The organism is Protofrankia sp. BMG5.30, from assembly GCF_001983005.1.
Taxonomy (GTDB): domain Bacteria; phylum Actinomycetota; class Actinomycetes; order Frankiales; family Frankiaceae; genus Protofrankia; species Protofrankia coriariae.
Window position 1 is genome coordinate 11,234 of the sequence record NZ_MOME01000039.1, and the last position, 18,015, is coordinate 29,248.

The window sequence follows — 18,015 nt, forward strand, 5'->3', positions numbered from 1 at the left end:
GCCCTGGCGTGGGTGCCCCGGGGCCGGGCCCCGCTCCGTCCGGTGCCTTCCGGTCTCTTCCTCCGATCGGCTGGGCCGACCGACTTACAGGTACTGGCCCGTGTTGGCGATCGTGTCGATGGACCGGCCGGCCTCGGTGCCCTTGGTCCCGGTGATGAGCGTGCGGATGTAGACGATCCGCTCGCCCTTCTTGCCGGAGATCCGTRCCCAGTCGTCCGGGTTGGTCGTGTTGGGCAGGTCCTCGTTCTCCTTGAACTCGTCGACGCAGGCGTTGAGCAGGTGCTGCATGCGCAGCCCCTTGACGCCCCCCTCGATGAGTTCCTTGACCGCCATCTTCTTCGCCCGGGCGACGATGTTCTCGATCATTGCGCCCGAGTTGAAGTCCTTGAAGTACAGGACCTCCTTGTCACCGTTGGCGTAGGTGACCTCGAGGAAGCGGTTCTCCTCGCTCTCGGCGTACATCCGCTCGACGACCCGCTGGATCATGCCCTGGCAGGTCGCCTCCCGGCTGCCGCCGTTCTCGGCGAGGTCCTCGGCGTGCAGCGGCAGATCGGGCGTGACGTACTTGGCGAAGATGTCCTTGGCCRCCTCGGCGTCCGGACGCTCCACCTTGATCTTGACGTCCAGTCGGCCCGGACGCAGGATCGCCGGGTCGATCATGTCCTCACGGTTGGACGCGCCGATCACGATCACGTTCTCGAGCTGCTCGACACCGTCGATCTCGCTGAGCAGCTGCGGGACGATCGTGTTCTCGACGTCCGAGGACACCCCGGACCCGCGGGTCCGGAAGATCGAGTCCATCTCGTCGAAGAACACGATCACAGGCATGCCCTCGGACGCCTTCTCCCGCGCCCGCTGGAACACCAGCCGGATCTGCCGCTCGGTCTCRCCGACGTACTTGTTCAGCAGCTCGGGGCCCTTGATGTTCAGGAAGAACGCCCGGCCGCTGCCCTGGCCGGTCTGGGCCTCGACCTTCTTCGCCAGCGAGTTGGCCACCGCCTTGGCGATGAGCGTCTTGCCACAGCCGGGCGGGCCGTAGAGCAGGACGCCCTTCGGGGGCTTCAGCTTGTGCTCGAGGAAGAGATCCTTGTAGAGGAACGGCAGTTCGACGGCGTCCCGGATCGACTCGATCTGGCCCTTGAGACCACCGATCTGCTCGTAGCCGATGTCCGGTACCTCCTCGAGGACCAGCTCCTCCACCTCGGACTTGGGGATGCGCTCGAACGCGTACCCCGACCGAGTCTCGATCAACAACGAGTCGCCGGCCCGCAGGTGCCCCTCCAGCAGCGGCTGGGCGAGCAGGACCACGCGCTCCTCGTCGGTGTGGCCGATGACCAGAGCCCGGTCACCGCTTTCCAGGACCTCCTTGAGCAGGACGATCTCGCCGTGACGCTCGAACGCGCGCGCGTCGACGACATTGAGGGCCTCGTTGAGCATGACCTCCTGCCCAGGGCTCAGATCGCCGACGCCGACGTTCGGCGACACCGTCACCCGCAGCTTGCGCCCCTGGGTGAACACGTCGACCGTGCCGTCGTCGTACGACCCGATGAAGATCCCATAGCCGCTGGGCGGCTGGGCGAGTCGGTCGACTTCTTCCTTCAGGGCGATGATCTGATCACGAGCTTCGCGCAGTGTGGCCACGAGCTTGTCGTTCTGCCCGCTGAGGCCGGCGAGGTCCGCCTGGGCCTCGGCCAGTCGCTCCTCAAGCACGCGAACCTGCCGCGGCGACTCGTTGAGCCTGCGCCGCAGCATCGCCACCTCCTCCTCGAGGAAAGCGACCTGTGTTGTGAGCTCGTGTACTTCTTTCTCGTACGCCGACGCTCGTGGATCTCCATCGCCTGGACGGCCCGAAYTCCCACCGGAGCCAGAGCCCGAACGGGGACCGGACACCGCGCCTCCACCTCCCCCGTGCTGACCGGGACGCACCCAACACTACCGTTGTGACCGCCGCTGGCACGCCGGTCTGACGACTACGGGCCTGCTTTGGCGTAAACAGCGAGTTACGGTGCCATGGTGACAGACGATCGGAGCCCTGTGGCAACGCCCACGAATTTCCCTGAGGCATCGACGCCTTCGACAGCGCCCACGACGAGGCCCGCAGCAGGGTCCACGGCGGCCTCCTCGGCGGGGTCCACGGCAGCGCCCTCGACGTTGCGAGTACGTGTGGACCAGGGCGCGTGCACCGGCGACGGCCTCTGCGTCCAGCTCGCCCCGACCGTGTTCGAGTTCGACATTGACGGTCTGGCATACGTCAAGGGCTCCGACGGCGAGCTGCGCACCCAGGCCGGCGCGTCGGCGCCGGTACCGCTGCCGCTGGTGGACGACGTCGTGGCCGCCGCGGACGACTGCCCGGGCAACTGCATCTACGTCGAACGCCCCGACGGGACCCTCGAGGCCGGCCCCGGCTCCTGACCGTCTCACCCGGGCGCACTGTCTCACCCGGGCGCACCGCCCCATCGGGTGTCGGGTGCACCGGCATCCGGCGCCCGGCGGCACCCCGGGAACATCTCAGCCGATCGGGCGCTGGACGGGAGCCGGGAGCGTCCCGGTGTTCTCAGCGTCACGAAAGCCGGGCGCCCGGATGTCGGGGATCCGACATCCGGGCGGTACCGGCGTCAGGAATCCGACACCGGAGCGGCTGTCTGGACCGCTCCGGAAATCTGTGTCTCCTCGGGATGCGCGCCCTTGGCGGGCCGTCGCCGCCGCGGCGGGGCGGTGACCCCGTCTGCCAGCCGCCGGGCCGTCACGAGGAAGCCGGTGTGGCCGACCATGCGGTGGTCGGGGCGCACCGCCAGCCCGTCCACGTGCCAGGTGCGCGTCATCGACTCCCAGGCGGCCGGCTCGGCGAACGCGCCGTGGGCCCGCAGTTCCTCGACGACGCGGGCCAGCTGCGTGGTGGTGGCGACGTAGGCGCAGACGACCCCGCCGGGCACCAGCGCCGCGCTGACCGTGCCCAGCACCTCCCAGGGGGCCAGCATGTCCAGGACCACCCGGTCGATGTCCCGCTCGGTCGCCTCGGCGAGGTCCCCGACGTGCAGGACGTGGGCGGGGTGCGGCCCGCCGAAGAAGGTCTCGACGTTCCTGCGCGCGATCTCGGCGAAGTCGGCCCGCCGTTCGTAGGAGACGACCAGCCCCTGGTCGCCGACGGCCCGCAGCAGCGAGCACGACAGCGCCCCCGAGCCCACGCCGGCCTCCAGCACCCGCGCGCCGGGGAAGACGTCGGCGTAGGTCACGATCTGCGCGGCGTCCTTCGGGTAGACCACGGCGGCGCCGCGTGGCATGGACAGGACGAAGTCGGTCAGCAGCGGGCGCAGCGCCAGGTAGGGCGTCCCCCCGGTGCTGGTGACCACCACGCCCTCGGTGCGGCCGATCAGGTCGTCGTGCTCGATGGCGCCGGCGTGGGTGTGGAACTGGCGGCCCGGCTCCAACGTCACGGTGTGCCGCCGCCCCTTGGGGTCGGTGAGCTGGACACGGTCACCCTTGGTGAGGGTCCCGCGACGGTTGGCGGCGCCGGTGGGTGACCGGTGTATCACTGGCTCTCCTGGTTCGTCTGGTTCGCTCGCGTCACCGTGCGGCGCCGGCTCGGCGCTCACCGCTGGTTCACCAGCCGGCCGATGCTCGCCGGGTCGATACGGGCGACCAGGTCGACCATGGCGAGCACGCCCACCGGGCGCCCGTCCTGCGTCACCAGATACTCGCTCGCGGGTGTGCCGCGTACCGCCGCCAACAGGTCCTCGCCTTCCAGTTCCGCTGCCAGCACCATRCCGGGGGTGATCGTGCGGCTGACCTCGTCCACGGTCATCCATGGCCGGCGGTGTTCGGGCAGGGCGTCCACCGCGGAGCCATTCATGATCTTGACGGGTGTGCCGGCGGAGTCGACCACGGCCACCGCGCTCGCCCCGAGATCCCGGGCGCGTCGCAGCGCCTCGGCGAGCGGCACGTCCCCCTGCACCGGTAGGGTACGCCGCACCAGACGCCCGGCCGACACCCCCGGCAGGCGCATCCGGATCCGCGCCTGGCGCAGCGACTGGTGCGCCCCGAGCGCGATGAACGCCGCCACCACCAGCAGGTAGAGACCGGCGAACCGGTTGCCCGGGGAGAGCAGGACCCACAGCGCCAGCAGGCCGGCGACCACGTAGCCGCCATACGCACCGGCCCGGGCGCCGCGCAGCCTGTCCCGGGTGCCGCCCCAGACGGCGGCCACGACCAGCCGGCCCCCGTCGAGCGGGAGACCGGGCAGCAGGTTGAACACGAAGAGGATCAGGTTGGTCGCGGCCAGGTCAAGTATGACCACGCTGGGCTGGGTGCCGCTGTCCAGCGCGGCCAGCAGGGCGAAGCCCACGCCGGCCAGCACCCCGTTGACGGCCGGCCCGGAGACGGCGACCAGAAACTCCCGGGCGGGGGTCGGCGGCTCGGGTTCGATCTCGGTGAATCCCACGAACCCGTGCACCGTCACCGCGCGCACCCGCAGGCCGAGGCCGAGGGCTGTCAGGCAGTGGCCGATCTCGTGCAGGACCAGGGAGGCGATGAACCCGGCGGAGGTGATCGCGACCAGCAGGTACAGCCGCCCGTCCGCCACACCGGGCAGACGCTCCCGGTTGGGCTCAAGCAGCAGCAGGCCGATGATGAGGCCGAACAGCAGCGCCAGCGGGGAGAGGTACACCGGTACGCCGCGGACCCGCCCTACGAGCATGCCGGGCGGCCGACGGCCGGGTTCGCCCTCCTGGCCGCCTCCGCCGGCGTGGGGGAAGCCGGGACGCGGGACCTGGTCAGGCTGATCGGCCATGTCTGCGATGCTACGGAGTCTTTGCCGGTGGCGGGACACCCCATGACCGCCAGTGCGTGTCGGGCGTACCCGGCGTGCCGGTGGCGGGCTGGAGATGGTCGGGCCGGGCCGGTCGGGGCCGGCGTCCGGATTGTCGGACCGGCCGCCTATGGTCCGGAGGCATGAGCCCGTCCATGGACCAGCCACCCGCGCCCGGCGGGGACGCTCCGCCTCCCGCGGGCGGGATTCGTGTCGTCGGATCGCTCTCGCCGTCGCGGGCGGGCGACTTCATGAACTGCCCCCTGCGCTACCGCTTCCGGGTGATCGACCGGCTGCCCGAGCCGCCGAGTTCCGCCGCGGTGCGCGGGACGGTCGTCCACACCGTCCTGGAGCGGCTGTTCGACCATCCCCCGCCGGAGCGCACGATCGCCGCCGCCGAGGCGCTGCTGGAGCCGGCCTGGCACGACCTGCTCGCCCGGGAGCCGGAGCTTGCCACCCTGTTCACGGACGAGGCCGAGCGGGCCGCGTGGCTGGAGTCGGCCCGTTCCCTGCTCACCGGCTACTTCAGCCTGGAGAACCCCGCCGGTCTCACCCCGGCGGCCCGGGAGCTCTACGTCGAGCACGTGCTCGACTCCGGGGTGCGGCTGCGCGGCTACATCGACCGTCTCGACGAGGCGGCGACCCGCGACGGCCCGGCGTTACGGGTCGTCGACTACAAGACGGGCCGGTCGCCCGGCCCGGCGTTCGAGGGCCAGGCGCTGTTCCAGATGAAGTTCTACGCCTACCTGCTCTGGCGGATCCGTGGTGTGATCCCCCGCGAGCTGCGGCTGTACTACCTGGCCGACCGGACCTGGATACGGGTGCAGCCCGACGAGAGCGACCTGCGCGCCACCGAACGGAAGATCGACGCTGTGTGGTCGGCCATCAGCCGGGCCCGGCGCACGGGCGACTGGCGGGCGACCCCCAGCAAGTTGTGCGACTGGTGCGATCACAAGATCAGATGTCCGGCGTTCGGCGGGACGCCGCCGCCGCTGCCCGCCGCCGACCGTCCGGCCCCGGAGGCCACGACAGTCGATCATCCGGAGCCGAAACCAGCGGCGTCGGAGCCGGCGGTACGGCGGGCAGCGGACGCTCACCAGCCGGACCCGGGCCGGCCAGGCACGGGCCCCGACACGGACCCGACAGATGGCTGACAGTCGGTTGACGACAACCCGGCACGATATGCGTCCATGGCGGTGTGCGTTCATAGATTGCCAGTCGCCGTACATCCGGATTTCGGCGGCTATTCGGATCGCCGCCGGGCCGGACAACGTTGGAAAGTCGAGAACGACACCGAAAAAGTCACGGGCGATCGTCGGACGAGGGTGGGACAGTACCGGGAGCCGGGTGGATCTGATCCGATGAATGCGCCGCCGCGGGGCCGGTCATCGCTTCGATGAGCGCCCCCGGCGGGCGGTGCGGATCAGTTCCGGCCGGTCCCGGCCCGCGGGACGACCGGCGGGGTGCCGGCATTTGTCGGACATCCGGGCGGACGGTGTCAGCAGGTTGTTCGTGGTGTCAGCACGTTGTTTGATCAGCGCATCATGATCGACATGCTGTGATCGACATATTGTTTGAAAGGAGCTTCTTCCATGAGCCGAGCGGGCCGGATCTCCGGCGCCGATCCCCAGGCCGAGCCGGTTGTGTCCCCGGAGCCTCCGGATTCGGCCGGTGCCGCTGGCGGGGTGGCCCTCGCCGCGGCCGCCGCCCGCGCCGAGGGCCTGGTCAAGATCTACGGATCGGGGCAGACCGCGGTCACCGCCCTGCGGAACATAGACGTGTCCTTCCCCCGCGGCCGCTTCACCGCGATCATGGGGCCGTCCGGGTCGGGAAAGTCGACCCTGATGCACTGTCTGGCCGGTCTCGACACGGTGACCAGCGGCCGGGTCTACGTCGGCGACGTGGACCTGTCCAAGCTGTCGGACAAGCAGCTCACCCAGCTGAGGCGGGACCGCGTCGGGTTCGTGTTCCAGCAGTTCAACCTCCTGCCGACGCTGACCGCCGCGGAGAACATCACCCTGCCTCTCAGCATCGCCGGGCGTAAGCCCGACCAGGAGTGGCTGCGCGCGGTGGTCGACGCCGTCGGGCTCGCCTCCCGGCTGAGCCACCGTCCCGCGGAGCTCTCCGGTGGGCAGCAGCAGCGGGTCGCCTGCGCCCGCGCCCTGGTCACCCGTCCGGAGATCGTGTTCGCCGACGAGCCCACCGGCAACCTCGACTCCCGGTCGGGCGCGGAGGTGCTGGCGTTCCTCCAACGGTCGGTGCGCGAGTTCGACCAGACCGTCGTCATGGTCACCCACGACCCCACCGCGGCGTCCTTCTCCGACGAGGTCGTCTTCCTCGCGGACGGGCAACTCGTCGGCTCGATCCCGAACCCGACCGCGGAGAGCGTCCTCGAACGCATGAAGCATCTCGACGATCTCCAACAGGAGGCGTCCGCCGGCGGCGGCGCGTCGCCGGAGGCCCACCAGCCACAGCCCCGGCAGAGCCCGGACGAGTGGCACGAGGCGGGCCAGGAGCAGGATCACGGATCCGCGGGCAGGGTCTGACACGATGCTGCGCGCGACCCTCAAGAGCCTGCTGGCCCGTAAGATCCGGCTGGTGCTGTCCGCGCTGGCGGTCGTGGCCGGCGTCAGCTTCGTCACCGGCACGCTGGTCCTCACCGACACGCTGAACCGGACCTTCGACGGACTGTTCGCCAACATCTTCCAGAACGTGGCCGTCTCGGTCCGGTCGACCAACGCGGTGGACAACACCTCCGGGACCAGTAGCAGACAGCCCCTGTCCGCCTCCGTGCTGGACACCGTCCGGGGCGTCGACGGCGTGCGCGAGGCCTTCGGCGGCGTCGACGGCACGGCGGTTCTGGTCAACCCCCGTACCGGCAAGGCCGTCGACACCGGTGGTGGGCCCTCGCTCGGCACCAACTGGGACGGTGGCAGCCAGACCTCCGCGGTGGAGCTCGCCAGCGGCCGCGCGCCGCGCGGGGCGGAGATCGTCGTGGACAAGGCCACCGCGGACGATGCCGACCTGCGGCTCGGGGAACAGGTGACTGTCCTCACCAACGGTGGGCCGACCCCCTACACCCTGGTCGGGACATTCCGGATCGCCGGGCAGGACAGTCTCGGCGGCGCCGCGGTGACCGCGTTCGACACCGCCACCGCGCAGCGCGTGCTGCTCACCCCGGGCGAGTTCAGCTCGATCAGCATCGCGGCCGACGACGGCATCTCCCAGAACGAGCTTCGCGACCGGATCGCCCGGGTGCTGCCCACCGGCGTCGAGGCGATCACCGGCAAGCAGCTGACGGACGAGAACGCCAACACCGTCCAGGAGGCCATCGCCGGCTTCTCGACGTTCCTGCTCGTCTTCGCGGGCATCGCGGTCTTCGTCGGCGCCTTCATCATCTTCAACACCTTCACGATGCTGGTGGCCCAGCGGGTGCGGGAACTGGCCCTGCTGCGGGCGCTGGGCGCCCGCAGACGGCAGGTGCAGTTCACGGTCCAGCTGGAAGCGCTGATCGTCGGCTTCGTCGGAGCCACCCTGGGGCTGCTGCTCGGTGCCGGGCTGGCGGTGCTGCTGCGGATCGTGACCGCCGCCGTCGGGGTCTCCCTCCCCGACGGGGGCCTGGTCTTCCAGCCGCGGACGATCATCGTCGCCTATGCCGTCGGGATCATTGTCACGGCCGTCGCCGCGTTCGTTCCCGCACGCAAGGCCGCGTCGGTACCCCCGGTGGCGGCGATGCGGGAGACCTTCGTGCTGCCCGCGCGTTCGCTGCGTATCCGGGGGGTCGCGGGTGGTGCGCTGGCGCTCATCGGTGCCGCGCTGCTGGTGCTGGGCCTGACGACGGCCAGCGGCAAGGGCGCGGCGGCTGTCGTCGGCATCGGGGCGGGGCTGGCCTTCCTCGGGGTGTCCACCCTCTCGCCGCTGCTGGCCCGGCCCGTCACCAGGGTCATCGGCAGCCCGCTGCCGGCCCTGTTCGGCGCGACCGGGCGGCTCGGGCGGGAGAACGCCATGCGCAACCCGCGCCGCAGCGCGTCCACGGCGTCCGCATTGATGATCGGTCTTGCGCTGGTAAGCGCCTTCTCCGTGCTCGGCCAGTCCATCAAACAGTCGGTGACGAACACGGTCCGCAACAACCTGGGCGCGGACTTCTACCTGACCTCGACCAGTTTCGCGCAGGGCTTCAGCCCCGACGTCGCCCGTTCGCTGCGGGACGCCCCCGGTATCGAGCTCGTCACGGGGCTGCGGTCCGACGTCGTGCGGATCAACGACAGCAAGAAGCAGGTCACCGCGGGCGACCCGGCGGCGCTGCCGACCCTGCTGGCGCTCAAGACCACCGCCGGTGATCTCCGAGCCCTGGGCAGGGGCTCGATCCTGATCGACGAAGACACCGCCAGGGAGCAGAAACTGTCCGTCGGCCAGGAGGTCCCGGTGGTGTTCCCGGACGGGCCCACGACGCTGCGCCTGGCCGGCACGTTCGAGAAGAGCCCGGTGGCCGGGCAGTACCTGATCTCGCTCGACGAGTTCAGCCAACGCTTCCCCACCAACACCCTGGACTTCTTCGTTCTCGCGAAAACCGTGAAGGACGCGGATCTCACCCAGGTACGCCAGGAGATCGACGCCACGGTCAAACCCCATCCGAACGTGGAGGTCCGGGACCAGTCCGAGTTCATCCGGCAGCAGGAGAACCAGGTCGACCAGCTGCTGGGCTTCATCTACGTTCTGCTCGCACTGGCCGTCGTCATCGCCCTGTTCGGGATCGTCAACACGCTGGCCCTGTCGGTCATCGAGCGGACCCGGGAGATCGGGCTGCTGCGCGCGGTCGGCATGAGCAGACGGCAGCTACGCAGAATGGTCCGGTTGGAGGCGGTCGTGATCGCGGTGTTCGGAGCGCTGCTCGGGGTCGCGGTCGGCAGCTTCCTCGGCTGGGCGCTGACCATCGCGCTGAAGGARCAGGGCATCGACACCTTCGCCTACCCGACAGTAGCGATCATCGCTGTCGTGCTCGTCGGTGGTCTCCTCGGCGTCCTCGCCGCCATCTTCCCAGCCCGCCGGGCCGCGAAGATGGACATCCTCCGGGCAATCGCAACCACCTGACGGCGGTTTGACTGCTCCTGGTGAGGCCTCCCAGCACCGAACATGCTCGGGAGGCCCCATCAGAGCACCCGTTCGCCCAGCACAACCGTCGCGTCGCTCGTCATGCCGTTTCCCGGCCCCCGTGACCCACGGCGGCGAGGGCCACGGCGGGTAACGCCGGACCACGGGAGTCAGGGATCAGACGGTCGATATGGCGACCGTCTGATCCCTCACTTGTGGATCCCTCATCTGCCCGCGTGGAGCAGGGCGTGGTGCCGGTCGGAGTCGGCCGAGGAATCGCCTGTGGCGCAGGCGCGGGCCAGGATGTCGAGGGAGAGCCCGAGTGCCCCGGCCAGGGCGGCCACGGTGAAGAACGCCGGTGTCGGGATCCGCCCGGTCTCTATCTTGCGGACGGTCTCGGTGGACAGCCCGGCGGCGGCGGCGACCTGCGCCATGCTGCGCTCACCGCGGGCTTCGCGCAGCGCCGCCCCGAGCCGCCGGCCGCGTTCCAGATCCATCGCCGTCAGCGCCGTCCGCACCATGAACGCAATACTAATACCGGTATAGTTATTGGGCAGGGAAAGCGAGGCGTGGACGACGGGGCGAGGACGAGGCGAGGTGGGGGCATGGTCGAGCTCAAGACGGACGTGGCGCTGGCGGCGATGCGGGAAGCGGGCCGGGTGGTCGCACGGGCGCTGGCAGCGGTCCGCGAGGCCGCGCACGTGGGCTCGAGCCTGCTCGAGCTCGACGACATCGCCGCGACGGTGATCCGCGAGGCCGGCGCCAAGCCGGTGTTCCTGCACTACCTGCCGTCCTTCGCGCCGACCCCGTTCCCAGCGGTGATCTGTACGTCGATCAACGATGTGATCGTGCACGGTGTACCGGACGGCTACCGTCTGCGCGACGGCGACCTGGTCAGCATCGACTGCGGCGCGCAGCTCGACGGCTGGACCGGCGACGCCGCGGTCAGTTTCGTCGTGGGCACCCCGCGCCCGGCCGACCTGCGGCTGATCGCCACCGCCGAGCGGGCCCTGGCCGCGGGCATCGCCGCCGCCCGGGTCGGCGCCCGTGTCGGGGACATCTCCCACGCGATCGGGCGGGTGTGCCGGGCGGCGGGCCTGGGTATCCCGGACGGCTTCGGCGGGCACGGCATCGGCCGGCAGATGCACGAGGACCCCCACGTCCCGAACGACGGCCGCCCCGGCCGGGGCCTGCGGCTACAGCCAGGGCTCGTCCTCGCGATCGAGCCGATGGTCACCGCCGGAGGCGGCGACCGCTATCGCACCGCCCCGGACGGCTGGGCGCTGCACACCACCGACGGCGACCGCGCCGCCCACGTCGAGCACACTGTCGCCATCACCGATGACGGCCCCCGCATCCTCACCCTCTCCTGAGAACGATCATTCCCCTGGCGATCACTCCTCACCCGTCCCTCCTCGGCCTGAAGCCCACAGCCCCGAAAAACGCCGCTCAGAAGGAACRCGAAGGCGAAAACAACCGCTATGGCGACCGTCCGATCCCTCGATCCGGTGTTACCTGGGTGAGCGCCTGCCCCGGYGGTCCGGCGGCAGAGAATCAACCCTCCAGTGGCCGGAGAGGTCAGTATGCCTGCTCGCGGAGACATTCGGCCAGATTCTCAACGACGAGTGCCGCCGTCCCTGGCTGCTGCCCCTCGTCGTAGACGCCCACGAGCACCGTCTGAGCCGTCTTGGCCAGGATGACGCCGCTGGACCCCTTCTTGCCATAGATCGACTGCGAGTCTCCCTTGATTCCCGCATATGTGGTGCCGTCGACCGTGACGCTGGAGGTGAATACCCCGGAAGGATCGTTGAACAGCCTGACAATCCTTAGCCCTTCGCCCTCACGGAGCGGGAAGCCCGCGCTCGCGGCCCAGGTGCCACCATTGTGACCAATGGGGTGCGGCGTCAGCCTCCGGCCGGCCTGAATGCCACCCAGAAATTCTGATCTATGACTATCCGTACTCGCAGGCGGTCATGACCATCACTAATGTGGGCGGGAGGAGACCGTATCCGTGACCTTCCTGGTCGATCACGTGAGAGGACAGGAATATGACCACTGCCATCAGCAATCCCATCAATACCAAGATCGGGTATGTGTTCGACGCACTGGACGCCAATCGGGACGGATACGTCGACTGGGCCGACTACCAGCAACTGATCGATCACCACGTTAACGCATACGGYCTGAACCGGGATGATAGCAGGGCTCGCGCACTCGCTGCGACGTACCAGATATTCTGGCTGGAACTCCTCCGCCACGCCGACTCGAGCAGCGACCGCCTGACCAGGGACGAATACATCGTGGCAACCCGCCTGGCGAGCGTCGACACCAGCCGGATAAACGTGGCCGAAGGCATTCCGCATGCACTCTTCGACCTCATCGACATTGACGGTGACAACGAGGTGAGCAAAGATGAGTTTGCGCGCTACGAGCGGGAGGTCTGGAAAATAAGCGCCCCGGACGCCGTGGACGTCTTCGCGGCTTTGGACGTCGACGGGGACGGACGCATTTCACGCCAGGAGTTCATCCGGGCGTTCCGGGAGTTCTATTTCTCTTCCGACCTGGAAGCCCCGGGCAGCCTGCTCTTCGGACACTTCGGACGCGCCTGACACCGACGTTTCTCGCCTGCCCTGCGGGCATCGTCTGCCGTGATCCATCCCGGCAGACGATGCACCTGCTGGTCGCCAACAAGGAAAATCCACACGTCGAGACTGCAGCAGGCGCCGATCGCCAGCCACGGGAGCCGATCCGTCGCGCTGTCATGGCGCGACGGCGTCTTCGCCCCGCGGCATCGGCGGTCGGCTCCTCGAGCGGACCCTTGAATGAAGCTACCGCGCCTCGCCCGCAGAGCGGAGAGACCGCGCCAGCAGTCGACGTCTGGCGGCGCCCCGACGGGTCGCAGCATCACGAGCGCCACGTCCAGTACGTCAACCGCGTCGGCATGAACGTCGGCGGACCGCAGCCCGCCGACCGGGACGACCGCCCGACGGAATTCCCACCGGGCCCGCCGGAGCTCGACCCCACGACGATGYCCACCGACACCGCCCAGCTCCACGCACGACTGATCGCCCGCGCCGTAACCAGCGGTGCCCCTGCCARCTTCCATGACATCGCCGTCGCTGGGGACGCTCTGTCCGATCTCGCCTCCGGTCTCACCAGCCCCCAGCAGAACGCCGCCTACCTACGAGGTCCTCGCCCAACTCCCGGGCGTCTTCGACGCCGGGCCCGTCCGTGACCGCGCCGGCCGCCCCGGCCACGCCATCGGCATCGTGGTCTCCGACCACACCAGCCTCGTCGTCGCCACCAGATACCTGGTGCTTGCCGAGACCGGCGCGCCGCTGACCATCGAAACGGTCTCCACCCCGGACGCCCCGCCCGGCCTGCGCCTCCCTCCGGGCCCGACCGTCGCCACGTACACCCAGATCATCACGGCCAGCCGCGTCCACACCGTCGGCGACACCCACTGACACCGACCAACCAGGACCGGTAGGTGGAGGCCCAGCCGTCGGTGACAACCGCTACCAGGACGACGAAAGCCACCTACAGCCGGGCGGAGCGTAGGTGGAAAGCGCTGTCAGGAGAACGGAAACCACCTACGCTTTGCGCCGCTTACGGCGGAAACGTCCGACGATCTTTATAGGTGATCTTCGGAGCGAGGCCATAAGCCGCAGAGGAAGATGAACGTCGCTGTCCGTCACGCCGTTTCGCGGGCAGGACCCGCTGCCACGGGGCTCGTGGGCGGCGGTGCACACCGCCGGTCCTTGGCATCTCCTTCAGTTGCTAATGTTTGCAATTGGTAAGGTTGCCGTGCCACATGCGGGGAACAGCCCGTGGCCGGCCGCAGGCCACCGGGCGCGCCGGGCGCCGGCAACACGGACTGGGTGACACGGATCGTGGCGAGGCGGGGCATAGGTGTGGGCATGTCGGCGTGGACGCGATGGGGCGAGTAGCCGGCGGAGCGTGGTGGCGGGGCGTGCGAACAAGTGATGGGGGCCAAGAGGTGAGCCGGTGATGGCGGGCCGGGAGGCGGTATCGGTGACCGCGCCCCTTTATCAACTGAAGGCGGAGTTCTTCAGGACGCTGGGGCATCCGGTGCGTATCAGGGTGCTGGAGCTGCTCAGCCAGCGTGAACACGCGGTGGCGGAACTGCTGCCGCAGGTGGGTGTGGAACCGGCCCACCTCTCCCAGCAACTGGCGGTGCTGCGCCGGGCGAACCTGGTCGTGGGCCGTAAGGAGGGCTCCTCCGTTCGCTACTCGCTGACGAGCCCTCACATCACCGGCCTGTTGACGGTCGCGCGGACGATCCTGACCGGGGTGCTGACCGGCCAGGCCGAGCTGCTCCAGGACCTGCGTGCCGTCGCGCCGGAGACCGGGCCGCCACCACACCAGCCACACCAGCCACGGCAGCCGCAGCCGTCGTAGCTGTCGTACGGTCCCGTGGCGCCACCCGGCGGGCATCCCGCGCCAAGCCCCGTTTCCGGCCAGGGCGGTCACCGCGGGTACGGGTTCCGGCTCGAGTTCCGAGCCGGTCCAGACCAGTTCCAGAGCATTTTTTCGATCACCACGAAGGACGCCGTCACCGAACATCAGGAGCATGTGGTGAATCTGCTGCGCAAGATCCGCGAAACCGGGCGGGTGGCCGAACAGGCCCCGCCAGCGCCGCAGGCGGAGCGCCTACCGGCGGCCCGCGAGCTCGCCGGCTCGGTACAGGTCCGATGTGTCGATGCCGGGTCCTGCAACGGGTGCGAGATCGAGATTGCCGCCGCGTTCGGCCCGGTGTACGACGCCGAGCGGTACGGGGCGCGCGTGGTGGCGTCACCCCGGCACGCGGACGTGCTGCTGGTCACCGGGCCGGTGACGCGCAACATGGCCGAGCCGCTGCGCCGCACGGTGGAGGCGACACCACGGCCACGGCTGGTGATAGCGGTGGGTGACTGCGCGTTGAACTGCGGGGAGTTCGCCGGCGGCTACGGCGTGCAGGGCTCGGTGGCCGACGTGGTGCCGGTGGACCTGCAGGTGCCGGGCTGCCCGCCGGAGCCGGACGCGATCGTGGCCGCGCTACGCACCGTGACCCGCCGGTGAGCGGTCTGGTCGGGCCTGCGCTGGCCACCGCCACCGGGCTGGCCGGTGTCGGGGCGGTGGCCGGGGCGTTCACCCTCGAGCGGGTGCGGCCGGCACTGGTGGGGGTGGCCACCGCCGGGGTCGGCGTGGCCGGGCTCACCGCCGGGCTCGCGGCGCTCGGCGGTGGCGCGCCGTGGTCGGCGAGCCTGCCCGACCTGCTGCCGTTGGCCGGGGTGCATCTGACGGTGGACGCCCTGTCCGGGCTGTTCATGGCCGTCTCCGGCGCGGTGGTGGCGCCGGTGGCGCTCTACGGGATCGGTTACACCGGGCACGGGGTGTCCGCCCGCGGGACGCAGGCGGTGTTACCCGTCTTCGCGGCCACGCTGCTGCTGGTACCGGCGGCGTCCAGCGTGTCGTCCTTCCTGCTGCTGTGGGAGCTGATGGCGGTCACCTCGCTGCTGCTGGTGTTGGCCGAGCACCGGTCGCGGGCCGCGGTGCGCGACGCCGGGGTGTGGTACGCGGTGATGACGCATCTGGGTCTGGTGGCGCTCCTGATCGCCCTGGCGCTGTTCGCGGCCCGCGCCGGCGGTGAGACGTTCCCGGCGCTGCGCGCGGGCGCGGGCGAGGTGCCGCCGGCCGTACGGAGCACGGTCTTCGTGCTGGCGGTTGCCGCGTTCGCGTCCAAGGCGGGCACGGTCCCGCTGCACGCCTGGCTGCCGCGGGCGCATCCGCAGGCGCCCAGCCACGTCTCGGCGCTGATGAGCGCGGCCATGGTGAACCTGGGCGTCTACGGGGTGATCCGCGTCGGGTTCGACCTGCTCGGGGGCGGGCCGCGCTGGTGGTGGCTGGTGCTGCTGACCGCCGGGGCGGTCTCGGCGGTGTACGGGATGTTGCAGGCGGCGATGGCCACCGACGTCAAACAGCTGCTGGCGTACTCGACGAGCGAGAACATGGGCCTGGTCCTGATCGGCGCCGGTGCGGCGGGGATGTTCGCCGCCGCCGGGGAACATCCCCTGGCCGCCCTGGCGCTCGCCGCCGCGTTACTGCACGTGGTCAACCATGCCGCGTTCAAGGCGCTGCTGTTCTGCGCGGCCGGGTCGGTGCTGCGGGCCACCGGAGTGCGTGACCTGGACGCGCTGGGCGGGCTGCGGGCCCGGATGCCGGTGACGGCCGGGCTGTTTGCGGTGGGTGCGCTGGGGGCGGTGGCGCTGCCGCCGGGCAACGGGTTCGTCAGCGAGTGGCTGCTGCTGGAGTCGCTCGTCCACGGGCTGGGGGTGCCGGGGACGGCCAGCGCCGTGACGCTGCCGCTGGCGGTTGCCGCCATCGCGCTGTCCGCGGGGCTGGCCGCCGCCACCTTCGTCAAGGCGCTCGGGGTGGGGTTCTTCGCCCGCCCGCGCGGCGCCGAGGCCGCCTCCGCGCGGGAGAGCCCGCCGGTCATGCTCGCCGGGATGGGGCTGCTCGCCGCCGGCTGTGTCGCCCTGGCGCTGGTCCCGGGGACGCTTGCCGGCGGCCTGTCCGACGCGGTGGCGGCGACCGGCCTGACCGGGCCAGACGGGCCGTCCGACCCGTCTGGGCCTGCCGGGTCGGACGCTGGGTGGGCGTTGTCCGACGGCGGGGTGGACATCCGGCTGGACCGGCTCGCCACGACGCTGTCGCCGCTGTGGGTGGCGGTCGCGCTGGCGGTCGCGATACTCGCCGTGGCGACGGCGACGCGCCTGCTTACGCGCCACCCCCGTCGCGTCGGGGCCGAGCTGTGGGACTGCGGCGGCGGCGCGCCGAGCGCCCGCATGCAGTACACGGCCACATCGTTCGCCGAACCGTTACAGCGTGTGTTCGACGATGTGCTCGCGCCCGAGCAGGACGTCGACGTCACCCCGACCCGCGAATCGGCCTACCTGGTCGAACGGGTCCGCTTCCAACGGAGGATCCCGGACCGGATCGAGTACCGCCTGTACCGGCCGGTGCTGGCGGCGCTGGCCGGGGTGGGCGCGTCCGCACGGAAGCTGGCCAACGGCAGTGTGCACCGTTACCTCGGCTACGGGTTCTCCGGGCTGGTCGCCGTCCTGCTGGTACTGGCGGTGACCCGGTGAGCGCCGTCGGGACGGTGGCGGTGCTCACCCAGGTCACCGTCGTGGTCGCCGGGGCGCCGCTGCTGACCGGGCTGATGCGGCAGGTGCGGGCCCGGATGGAGGGGCGCGCCGGCGCCGGCGTCGGACAGCCATGGCGGGACCTGCGCAAACTGCTGCGCAAGCAGCCCATCACCCCGGTGGGTACCGGCCCGGCCTTCCGGCTGGCGCCGCTGCTGCTGGTCGCCACCACCCTCGTGGTCGCCGCGCTGGTGCCGCTGGCGTCCACCGCCACCCCGGTGCGTGACAGCGCGGACCTGCTCGTCGTGGTGACGCTGCTGGCGCTGGGCACGGTGATCCTGGCGCTGGCCGGCCTGGACACCGGGACCGCCTTCGGGGGCATGGGCGCGTCCCGCGAGATGACCGTGGTCGCCCTGGTGGAGCCGACCATCCTGCTGTCGGTGGTCGCGCTGTCGATCCCGGCCGGGTCGACCAACCTGCCCGCCATCGTCGCGCACGGCGTCCACGACCCGGCCCGGCTGGCCTCCCCCGCCAGCCTGCTGGCCGGTGTCGCCCTGGCCGTGGTCACCCTCGCCGAGACCGGCCGGCTGCCGGTGGACAACCCGTCCACGCACCTGGAACTGACGATGATCCACGAGGCGATGATCCTGGAGTACGCCGGCGGGGACCTTGCCCTGATCGAGCTCGGCGCCCAGATGCGGCTGACGGTGCTGCTGGGCCTGCTCACCAGCCTGTTCGTCCCCTGGGGGATCGCCACCGGCACCGCGGCGGCGGCCCTGCCGCTGGCACTGGCGCTCTTCGCCGGGAAGGTCGCCCTGCTCGGCGCCGGGCTGGCCGCGGCCGAGGTGTTCTGGGCGAAGATGCGCCTGTTCAAGGTGCCCGAGCTGCTCGCCGGCTCCTTCCTGCTCGCGCTGCTCGCCGTCGGCGCCTCGTTCTTCCTACCCGGAAACTGAAGCCCGCCCATGACCCTGT

16 protein-coding genes are annotated in these 18,015 nt (G+C 70.6%); 11 read left to right on the forward strand and 5 right to left on the reverse strand.

Going from position 1 to position 18,015, the window contains the following annotated elements; translation table 11 throughout:
- Nucleotides 1-84 precede the first annotated feature (84 nt).
- Complete coding sequence (gene arc, locus BL254_RS19140) at nucleotides 85-1,890, reverse strand: proteasome ATPase (protein ID WP_076844400.1); 1,806 nt, start codon at nucleotides 1,888-1,890, stop codon at nucleotides 85-87.
- A 261-nt stretch (nucleotides 1,891-2,151) separates the two neighbouring features.
- Here arc and BL254_RS28620 point away from each other — a divergent pair, with 261 nt between their 5' ends.
- Nucleotides 2,152-2,412: a ferredoxin gene (locus BL254_RS28620; protein WP_047223528.1), complete on the forward strand. Its 261-nt coding sequence runs from the start codon at nucleotides 2,152-2,154 to the stop codon at nucleotides 2,410-2,412.
- 203 nt (nucleotides 2,413-2,615) lie between these two features.
- Here BL254_RS28620 and BL254_RS19150 read toward each other — a convergent pair whose 3' ends face one another.
- Nucleotides 2,616-3,593 carry a tRNA (adenine-N1)-methyltransferase gene (locus BL254_RS19150; RefSeq protein WP_371390945.1) on the reverse strand — a complete coding sequence of 326 codons (978 nt, stop codon included), beginning with the start codon at nucleotides 3,591-3,593 and terminating at the stop codon, nucleotides 2,616-2,618.
- Nucleotides 3,590-4,786 (reverse strand): site-2 protease family protein, encoded by a 1,197-nt coding sequence (locus BL254_RS19155; protein ID WP_047223527.1) that lies wholly within the window; start codon nucleotides 4,784-4,786, stop codon nucleotides 3,590-3,592. The genes BL254_RS19150 and BL254_RS19155 overlap by 4 nt, the downstream gene beginning before the upstream one ends.
- Nucleotides 4,787-4,947: 161 nt before the next feature.
- On the opposite strand from BL254_RS19155, the gene BL254_RS19160 reads away from it, so the two are divergent.
- The 3 genes from BL254_RS19160 to BL254_RS19170 all read left to right on the forward strand — a co-directional run bounded on the left by BL254_RS19160 (nucleotide 4,948) and on the right by BL254_RS19170 (nucleotide 9,895).
- Complete coding sequence (locus BL254_RS19160) at nucleotides 4,948-5,958, forward strand: PD-(D/E)XK nuclease family protein (protein WP_371390947.1); 1,011 nt, start codon at nucleotides 4,948-4,950, stop codon at nucleotides 5,956-5,958.
- A 438-nt stretch (nucleotides 5,959-6,396) separates the two neighbouring features.
- Nucleotides 6,397-7,350 (forward strand): ABC transporter ATP-binding protein, encoded by a 954-nt coding sequence (locus BL254_RS19165; protein ID WP_047223525.1) that lies wholly within the window; start codon nucleotides 6,397-6,399, stop codon nucleotides 7,348-7,350.
- A gap of 4 nt (nucleotides 7,351-7,354) precedes the next feature.
- On the forward strand, nucleotides 7,355-9,895 hold the full coding sequence (locus tag BL254_RS19170) for an ABC transporter permease (protein ID WP_047223524.1): 2,541 nt from the start codon (nucleotides 7,355-7,357) through the stop codon (nucleotides 9,893-9,895).
- Nucleotides 9,896-10,119: 224 nt separating this feature from the next.
- Here BL254_RS19170 and BL254_RS19175 read toward each other — a convergent pair whose 3' ends face one another.
- On the reverse strand, nucleotides 10,120-10,416 hold the full coding sequence (locus BL254_RS19175; RefSeq protein ID WP_047223523.1) for a helix-turn-helix domain-containing protein: 297 nt from the start codon (nucleotides 10,414-10,416) through the stop codon (nucleotides 10,120-10,122).
- Between the two features lie 84 nt (nucleotides 10,417-10,500).
- Between BL254_RS19175 and map the strand changes: the two genes are divergently transcribed.
- Complete coding sequence (gene map, locus BL254_RS19180) at nucleotides 10,501-11,268, forward strand: type I methionyl aminopeptidase (RefSeq protein ID WP_047223522.1); 768 nt, start codon at nucleotides 10,501-10,503, stop codon at nucleotides 11,266-11,268.
- A gap of 205 nt (nucleotides 11,269-11,473) precedes the next feature.
- Here the strand turns inward: map and BL254_RS29595 are convergent, their stop codons facing one another.
- Nucleotides 11,474-11,830: a profilin gene (locus BL254_RS29595; RefSeq protein ID WP_083731204.1), complete on the reverse strand. Its 357-nt coding sequence runs from the start codon at nucleotides 11,828-11,830 to the stop codon at nucleotides 11,474-11,476.
- A gap of 113 nt (nucleotides 11,831-11,943) precedes the next feature.
- On the opposite strand from BL254_RS29595, the gene BL254_RS19190 reads away from it, so the two are divergent.
- The 6 genes from BL254_RS19190 to BL254_RS19215 all read left to right on the forward strand — a co-directional run bounded on the left by BL254_RS19190 (nucleotide 11,944) and on the right by BL254_RS19215 (nucleotide 17,996).
- A complete protein-coding gene (locus BL254_RS19190; RefSeq protein WP_083731205.1) occupies nucleotides 11,944-12,504 on the forward strand; it encodes an EF-hand domain-containing protein in 561 nt (186 codons plus the stop codon).
- Between the two features lie 495 nt (nucleotides 12,505-12,999).
- Complete coding sequence (locus BL254_RS19195) at nucleotides 13,000-13,362, forward strand: hypothetical protein (protein WP_047223521.1); 363 nt, start codon at nucleotides 13,000-13,002, stop codon at nucleotides 13,360-13,362.
- A gap of 568 nt (nucleotides 13,363-13,930) precedes the next feature.
- Nucleotides 13,931-14,317 (forward strand): helix-turn-helix transcriptional regulator, encoded by a 387-nt coding sequence (locus BL254_RS19200; protein WP_047223549.1) that lies wholly within the window; start codon nucleotides 13,931-13,933, stop codon nucleotides 14,315-14,317.
- 177 nt (nucleotides 14,318-14,494) lie between these two features.
- The gene (locus BL254_RS19205) at nucleotides 14,495-14,977 is read left to right on the forward strand and encodes an NADH-quinone oxidoreductase subunit B family protein (RefSeq protein WP_047223548.1); all 483 of its coding nucleotides are present in this window, start codon (nucleotides 14,495-14,497) and stop codon (nucleotides 14,975-14,977) included.
- On the forward strand, nucleotides 14,974-17,046 hold the full coding sequence (locus BL254_RS19210; protein WP_052914671.1) for a proton-conducting transporter membrane subunit: 2,073 nt from the start codon (nucleotides 14,974-14,976) through the stop codon (nucleotides 17,044-17,046). The genes BL254_RS19205 and BL254_RS19210 overlap by 4 nt, the downstream gene beginning before the upstream one ends.
- Nucleotides 17,043-17,996 carry a respiratory chain complex I subunit 1 family protein gene (locus BL254_RS19215; RefSeq protein ID WP_047223520.1) on the forward strand — a complete coding sequence of 318 codons (954 nt, stop codon included), beginning with the start codon at nucleotides 17,043-17,045 and terminating at the stop codon, nucleotides 17,994-17,996. The genes BL254_RS19210 and BL254_RS19215 overlap by 4 nt, the downstream gene beginning before the upstream one ends.
- Nucleotides 17,997-18,015 lie beyond the last annotated feature (19 nt).

Bases quoted from the DNA above. Each gene is read 5' to 3' on its own strand.
- BL254_RS19165 (WP_047223525.1), top strand. From the start codon at position 6,397: ATGAGCCGAGCGGGCCGGATCTCCGGCGCCGATCCCCAGGCCGAGCCG.
- BL254_RS19195 (WP_047223521.1), top strand. From the start codon at position 13,000: ATGACATCGCCGTCGCTGGGGACGCTCTGTCCGATCTCGCCTCCGGTC.
- map (WP_047223522.1), top strand. From the start codon at position 10,501: ATGGTCGAGCTCAAGACGGACGTGGCGCTGGCGGCGATGCGGGAAGCG.
- BL254_RS19160 (WP_371390947.1), top strand. From the start codon at position 4,948: ATGAGCCCGTCCATGGACCAGCCACCCGCGCCCGGCGGGGACGCTCCG.
- BL254_RS19175 (WP_047223523.1), bottom strand. From the start codon at position 10,416: ATGGTGCGGACGGCGCTGACGGCGATGGATCTGGAACGCGGCCGGCGG.